The sequence below is a fragment of the Nitrospiria bacterium genome (assembly GCA_035498035.1).
Lineage (GTDB): Bacteria > Nitrospirota > Nitrospiria > JACQBZ01 > JACQBZ01 > JACQBZ01.
Map to the genome: position 1 here is coordinate 1 of DATKAN010000001.1, position 5,120 is coordinate 5,120.

Annotated in this window: 5 protein-coding genes; 1 reads left to right on the forward strand and 4 read right to left on the reverse strand. The window is 54.5% G+C overall.

All coding sequences use genetic code 11. From position 1 onward, the window contains the following. The 4 genes from VMN77_00005 to VMN77_00020 form a co-directional block, all read right to left on the reverse strand. A partial coding sequence (locus VMN77_00005) for a molybdopterin cofactor-binding domain-containing protein (GenBank protein ID HTN42158.1) occupies window positions 1–1,194 on the reverse strand: 1,194 nt, incomplete at its 3' end. Between the two features lie 3 nt (window positions 1,195–1,197). Continuing rightward, window positions 1,198–1,668 carry a (2Fe-2S)-binding protein gene (locus VMN77_00010; GenBank protein HTN42159.1) on the reverse strand — a complete coding sequence of 157 codons (471 nt, stop codon included), beginning with the start codon at window positions 1,666–1,668 and terminating at the stop codon, window positions 1,198–1,200. 10 nt (window positions 1,669–1,678) lie between these two features. Further along, window positions 1,679–2,653: an FAD binding domain-containing protein gene (locus VMN77_00015; GenBank protein HTN42160.1), complete on the reverse strand. Its 975-nt coding sequence runs from the start codon at window positions 2,651–2,653 to the stop codon at window positions 1,679–1,681. Window positions 2,654–2,897: 244 nt separating this feature from the next. Next, window positions 2,898–3,674, reverse strand: coding sequence for an SDR family oxidoreductase (locus tag VMN77_00020; protein ID HTN42161.1), 777 nt, complete (start codon window positions 3,672–3,674; stop codon window positions 2,898–2,900). Window positions 3,675–4,105: 431 nt separating this feature from the next. Here VMN77_00020 and VMN77_00025 point away from each other — a divergent pair, with 431 nt between their 5' ends. Then, entirely contained in the window at window positions 4,106–5,110 is a 1,005-nt protein-coding gene (locus VMN77_00025; protein HTN42162.1) for a lyase, read from the forward strand. Window positions 5,111–5,120: the final 10 nt, after the last annotated feature.

Below are 5,120 nucleotides of genomic sequence, written 5' to 3' on the forward strand. Positions count from 1 at the left end.
GGATTTCGTCGGTGTGGTGTCCCCGGCCTGCCGGGCGTTGCGAAGCCGCATCGTCAGCGGGTCGATTCCCAATGCTTCGCCAATCATGTCGAGCTGAATGTCAACGCCGCAGGCAAAGCCCCTTCCGTGGGTGCGGAACATCCCCCGGATGGGCTTGTTTGTAAGGATCCGGTAGCCGTTATAGCGGACATTCTCCATCCGGTACGCCTGCTCCATGCAGAGGAAAGGAACGGAGGTCGCGATGGGGCCCGTGGAGCTGTAGGCACCGCCGTCCATGTGACAGGTAATGTCACGGGCCACGACCCTGCCCGCTTTGTCGACGCCAGTTTTTATCTTGGTGATCATCGAGTGGGCCTGTCGGGTGCAGACGGTGTTTTCTTCCCGTGTGTAGACGATCTTTACGGGCCGTTGCGCCTTCTTCGCGAGAAACGCACAGATGACGTCGGCGGGGGATATTTCAGATCGGCCTCCGAAGGCGCCGCCGATCGTGATCTTGCGCACCCTGACCTTGTTGAGAGGGATCTTGAGCACATTCGAGAGGGGTTTCGCTTTCAGATGGGGCCCGGCGTTGGGCATCCAAATTTCAAGGTTTCCCGCGTGGTCGAACTGGGCCGCCACCGCGTAGGGTTCCCCCTGAAAATAGGAATCCTCCGGCGCGGTAAAGGTATCTTCCCTGATGAGATAAGATTCGGCGAAACCTTTTTCAACATCTCCCACGTCAATGACGACGTGGACATTAACGTTGTTGGGATAGACATCGTGAAGCTGAGGCGCGCCGGGCGCCAGCGCCTCCTCGATGGAATAGACTGCCGGGAGAACTTCGTACGTGACGTCGATCAGCGACAGTGCTTCCAGTGCCGTATCTTCATCGATGGCGGCCACCGCGGCGACCTCTTCGCCCACATAACGAACCTTCTCGGTAGGCAGAAATTGCTGGTCCTGGGTGTATCTAAAAACACCCCACTTGTCGCCGCAGGTATCCTTGGCGGTGACGACGGCCTTGACGCCGGGGAGTTTTTCCGCCTTCGAGGGGTCGATCTCCACAATCCGCGCGTGGGCATGGGGTGACCGGAGCACCTTCCCCACGAGCATCCGGGGGAGTGCAAGGTCTGCCGCGAAGAGGGCTTCACCCGTTGCTTTACAGGCCGCGTCGATTCGTTTCATGTCTTTTCCGATGTAGGAGAATTTTTCCATGGCCTATTTCCCCTCCTCGGCGAGTGATTTTACTGCTTCGACAATTTTCGCGTAGCCCGTGCAGCGGCATGTGTTCCCGGAGAGGACGCGGCGTATTTCCTTCTCGGTGGGATTTGGATTTTCCGCAAGGAGCGCGTAAGAGGTCAGGATCATGCCGGGACTGCAGAACCCGCACTGGATCGCGTGGTGGTTGATGAAGGCTTCCTGGACAGGGTGGAGTTTTTCACCCAGGCTGAGTCCTTCAATGGTCGTGATCTCTTTGCCCTGCACGGCGACAGCAAGCGTGAGACAGGAGCGAACCGGCGTGCCGTCAATCAGGACCGTGCAGGCGCCGCACACCCCTTCGCCACAACCCTCTTTCGCCCCGGTGAGGCGGAGATCGTCACGGAGCACTTCGAGCAGCGTCCGGTTTGGATAGGACACCAGATCGTAACTCTCCCGGTTGACATTCAGGGTGATGGCTGTTTTCTTCATCTCATTCATGTCACATCCCCTCCTTGATCCCGTCAAAGGCCGCTTGGACTGCCCGTTTGGCGAGGACGCTTGCCATCTTCCTCCGGTAGGCACCGGGCATTTGGAGATTATCAACCCCTTCGGCATGATCGTACGCCTTCTGAGCAATGCCGTCGAAATCGGCTTCCCATGGCACCCGGTCGATCACCTTCGGAGCAGCTCCAGCGGCGCCAACGACGACACGGCACGTCGTGGTCTTTCGATCGTCCGCGACAGAGACCAAGGCCGCGGCGGACGCGAGAGGATAGTCCACGCTTCCCCGGAGTCGCAGCTTTCGATAGGCGGAGCTGTAAATGCCCTTGGGTTTAGGAAGGATGATCTTCGTAAGCAATTCATCGGGCCCGACGGTGAAGGGGTTTATTCCGTTGCCGGTAAAAAGCTCTATGAGAGAGACTGTCCGTGTTGAGCCCTTCTTCTCAAGGACACACCGCGCATCGAACGCGAGGAGCGCGGGCGCCAGGTCCCCCTGGTAGACACTGTAGCAGCGTTTACTGCCCTTGACGGCGAGACATACGGTTCCGCCTCTCTTGTAGCAGGGTTCGAGCCCGTCGAGCACCATCCCGGACTGGTCATAGTAGATGCATCGCGTGTTCTGGAGGAGGTTGCCGCCTACCGTCGCCATGTGGGTAATCGTCGGTGACGCCACCTGGAAGGCGGCTTCCGCGATCGCCGTCAATCTTTTATTGATGAACGGTGCACCGGCAATCTCTTTTAGCCGTGTATTGGCCCCGATGACCGTTTCAGTATCGCCCGCGTCGATGCCCTCCAGGTTCCGAAGTTTTCCGATGTCCATCACGAAGGCGGGCTCGATCAGCCTCAACCTCATACGGTTCACAAGATCGGTCCCACCCGCCATGATCCTCACCCTTTCTTTGTGGGTGCTGATCAGCGAAAGCGCTTCTTCCATATCCGCGGGTTCAAGGTACTGAAACGGCGGCAGCCTCATACGTTCCTCCCGGTGATTCCTCCCGTCTCTTTCAATGTGTTGAGCACTTTCTCGGATATGAACTGAGGGTTTGTAATATATATAATGATTTAAAGGGATTATCCAAGAACTTTAAAACCAAAAAGACCATTCAAAATGTATACTGTATACAATCTCTTGTCAAGTCAAATCTCTCCGTTCGGAAGTGTTGTGTCCTCGGACAGATGCCATTTATGCGGCAAGAAGAGAGATATCCCATCTTGGTTTACTCGACGTAGATCATTTTGCGCGTCATTCCACCATCCGCAATAAATACCTGGCCCGTTATAAACCCCGCCTCCTCCGACAGCAGAAAGGCTGCGAGTGCCGCGACATCTTCTGGTTTTCCAACCCGGCCTACGGGGTGTTGTGCACGGTCGATCGGACGCAGATCGGGCAAAGGATCACCCTCCCCTTTTTTCCAGGCCCGCACATCAATCCAACCAGGGGCAATACAGTTCACCCTGACATCCGGACCGAGGCTGATTGCCAGGGCATGGGTAAGAGCAACCATACCTCCTTTTGCTGCTGCGTAGGCCTCTGTATTCGCCTCGGACTGAAACGCACGTGTCGAGGCGATATTGACCATAGAGCCGCGCGCCTTGCGCAGATGAGGAGAAGCATGTTTGGCACAGAGAAAGCAACCCGTGAGGTGAGTTGAGATCATACGATCCCAGTCCTTGACCTTCAACTTTTCAATCGGTCCCTGTACGGCGTGGGAAATCCCTGCATTGCTGACAAGAGCGTCCAGTCGTCCAAACTCCCGGATGACCAAGGCCGCACAATTCTTGACCGACTCTTCATCTGTAACATCGGTTCGAGTAAAGAGGACGGGACCCAGGTGTCTTAGCCTGGATTCCGCCTCCTGCCCAGCTTCTTCATCAATCTCCCCGATCACGACAGACATCCCCTCTTCCAGGAGTCGCTTTGCAATCCCCCTCCCTATCCCCTGTCCACCTCCTGTAACAACCCCGACTTTTCCCTGCAAAGGCGTCAGGCTCATTCTGGCCTCCTTTCATCTTCCAACTGTACCTGGACATGCCCGGGGAAAGAGCCCGGGTGCAAATCAGGTCGAAGAAATCTCTTCAATCTTCCCGCACTAACTTATGCATTCGGAACGTGGGACTTCATGCAAACGTGCATTACAAAATCGAATTATTCTTCTGTTCCTGAATTTGCTCGAGCTTTCTGTAAGAGGCGCCATCACTATCTCAAATAAACCTAACCTACCCCAAGAAAATCTACAAATCGTCCCCTGTTTACGGCCAAAGATTTCTTTCGAACACTCGTAAATCCAGGCGATCCGCTTCTTTGTACAATCATTCATCACAATCAGTCATCATTCCGGATTGAAAGGACCCCCTTCCTTTCTTGACAATTCCACAATTCGACAACATTTTTAGGTTGAGTATTTCGAAAGGATGGACCAAGAAAGTGAAACATAAGTGGTTATTGGCATTCTTCATTCTTACGACCGCATCGGGTTTGTTTTCAGTCGCAGCCATGGGCCTGACAACTTTAAGCATAAGGATACAGGAATGGGATGTTCCGACGGCAAACTCGCGGCCACACGACCCGGCGGTAGCTCCGGACGGTTCCTTATGGTACACGGGGATAAGATCGAACACTCTTGGAAGGGTTGACCCTAGAACAGGGCAAATGAGGGAATTTCCTCTAAAAACCCCCGACTCAGGACCACACGGGTTAGTGGCAGACAAGGAAGGAAACATCTGGTTTACTGCCAATTACAAGGGATACCTCGGTAGACTGGATCCGAGGACTGGCAAAGTAATCGAATATCCGATAACCGACCGAGCAGCCCAAGGTCCACACACTCCAGTTTTCGATCAGAAAGGAATTCTATGGTTTACCGTCCAAGAGGGAAATTTTGTGGGCAGGTTGGATCCTCAGACGGGTGCCATCACCCTGAAGAAATCAATTACCACCCATTCTGTACCTTATGGCATTGCGGTAAATTCTAAGGGGATCCCTTTCTTCTGCGAGTTCGGGACGAACAAGCTTGCGAGCATCGATCCGAGCTCAATGGAAATTATGGAATACCCGCTTCCTCAAAACGCAAGGCCTAGACGGCTCGCCATCGCTTCAAGTGATAAGATCTACTATACGGACTTTGCCCGTGGATATTTGGGGCTATTGGATCCAGTCACAAGGAAGGTTGAGGAGTGGTTATCGCCAGGCGGGGTAGAATCGCGACCCTACGGCATCGCCATAACGCCCGACGGAGTGGTCTGGTACAGCGAATCCGGACTAACACCCAATACCATTGTGCGGTTTGATCCAAACACCAAAACGTTCGCCACCTGGCCGATACCCTCCGGCGGAGGCGTGGTGCGGAATATGGTGTCAACCTTAGAAGGCGATCTCTACATCGCCTGCAGCGGCGTCAATAAAGTTGGGATCGTCAAGATCGGGCATTGATTTGCACGAA

What these genes read in the sequence shown, in the direction of transcription:
- VMN77_00020 (HTN42161.1), bottom strand. Translation starts at nt 3,674, where the DNA reads ATGAGCCTGACGCCTTTGCAGGGAAAAGTCGGGGTTGTTACAGGAGGT.
- VMN77_00015 (HTN42160.1), bottom strand. Translation starts at nt 2,653, where the DNA reads ATGAGGCTGCCGCCGTTTCAGTACCTTGAACCCGCGGATATGGAAGAA.
- VMN77_00010 (HTN42159.1), bottom strand. Translation starts at nt 1,668, where the DNA reads ATGAAGAAAACAGCCATCACCCTGAATGTCAACCGGGAGAGTTACGAT.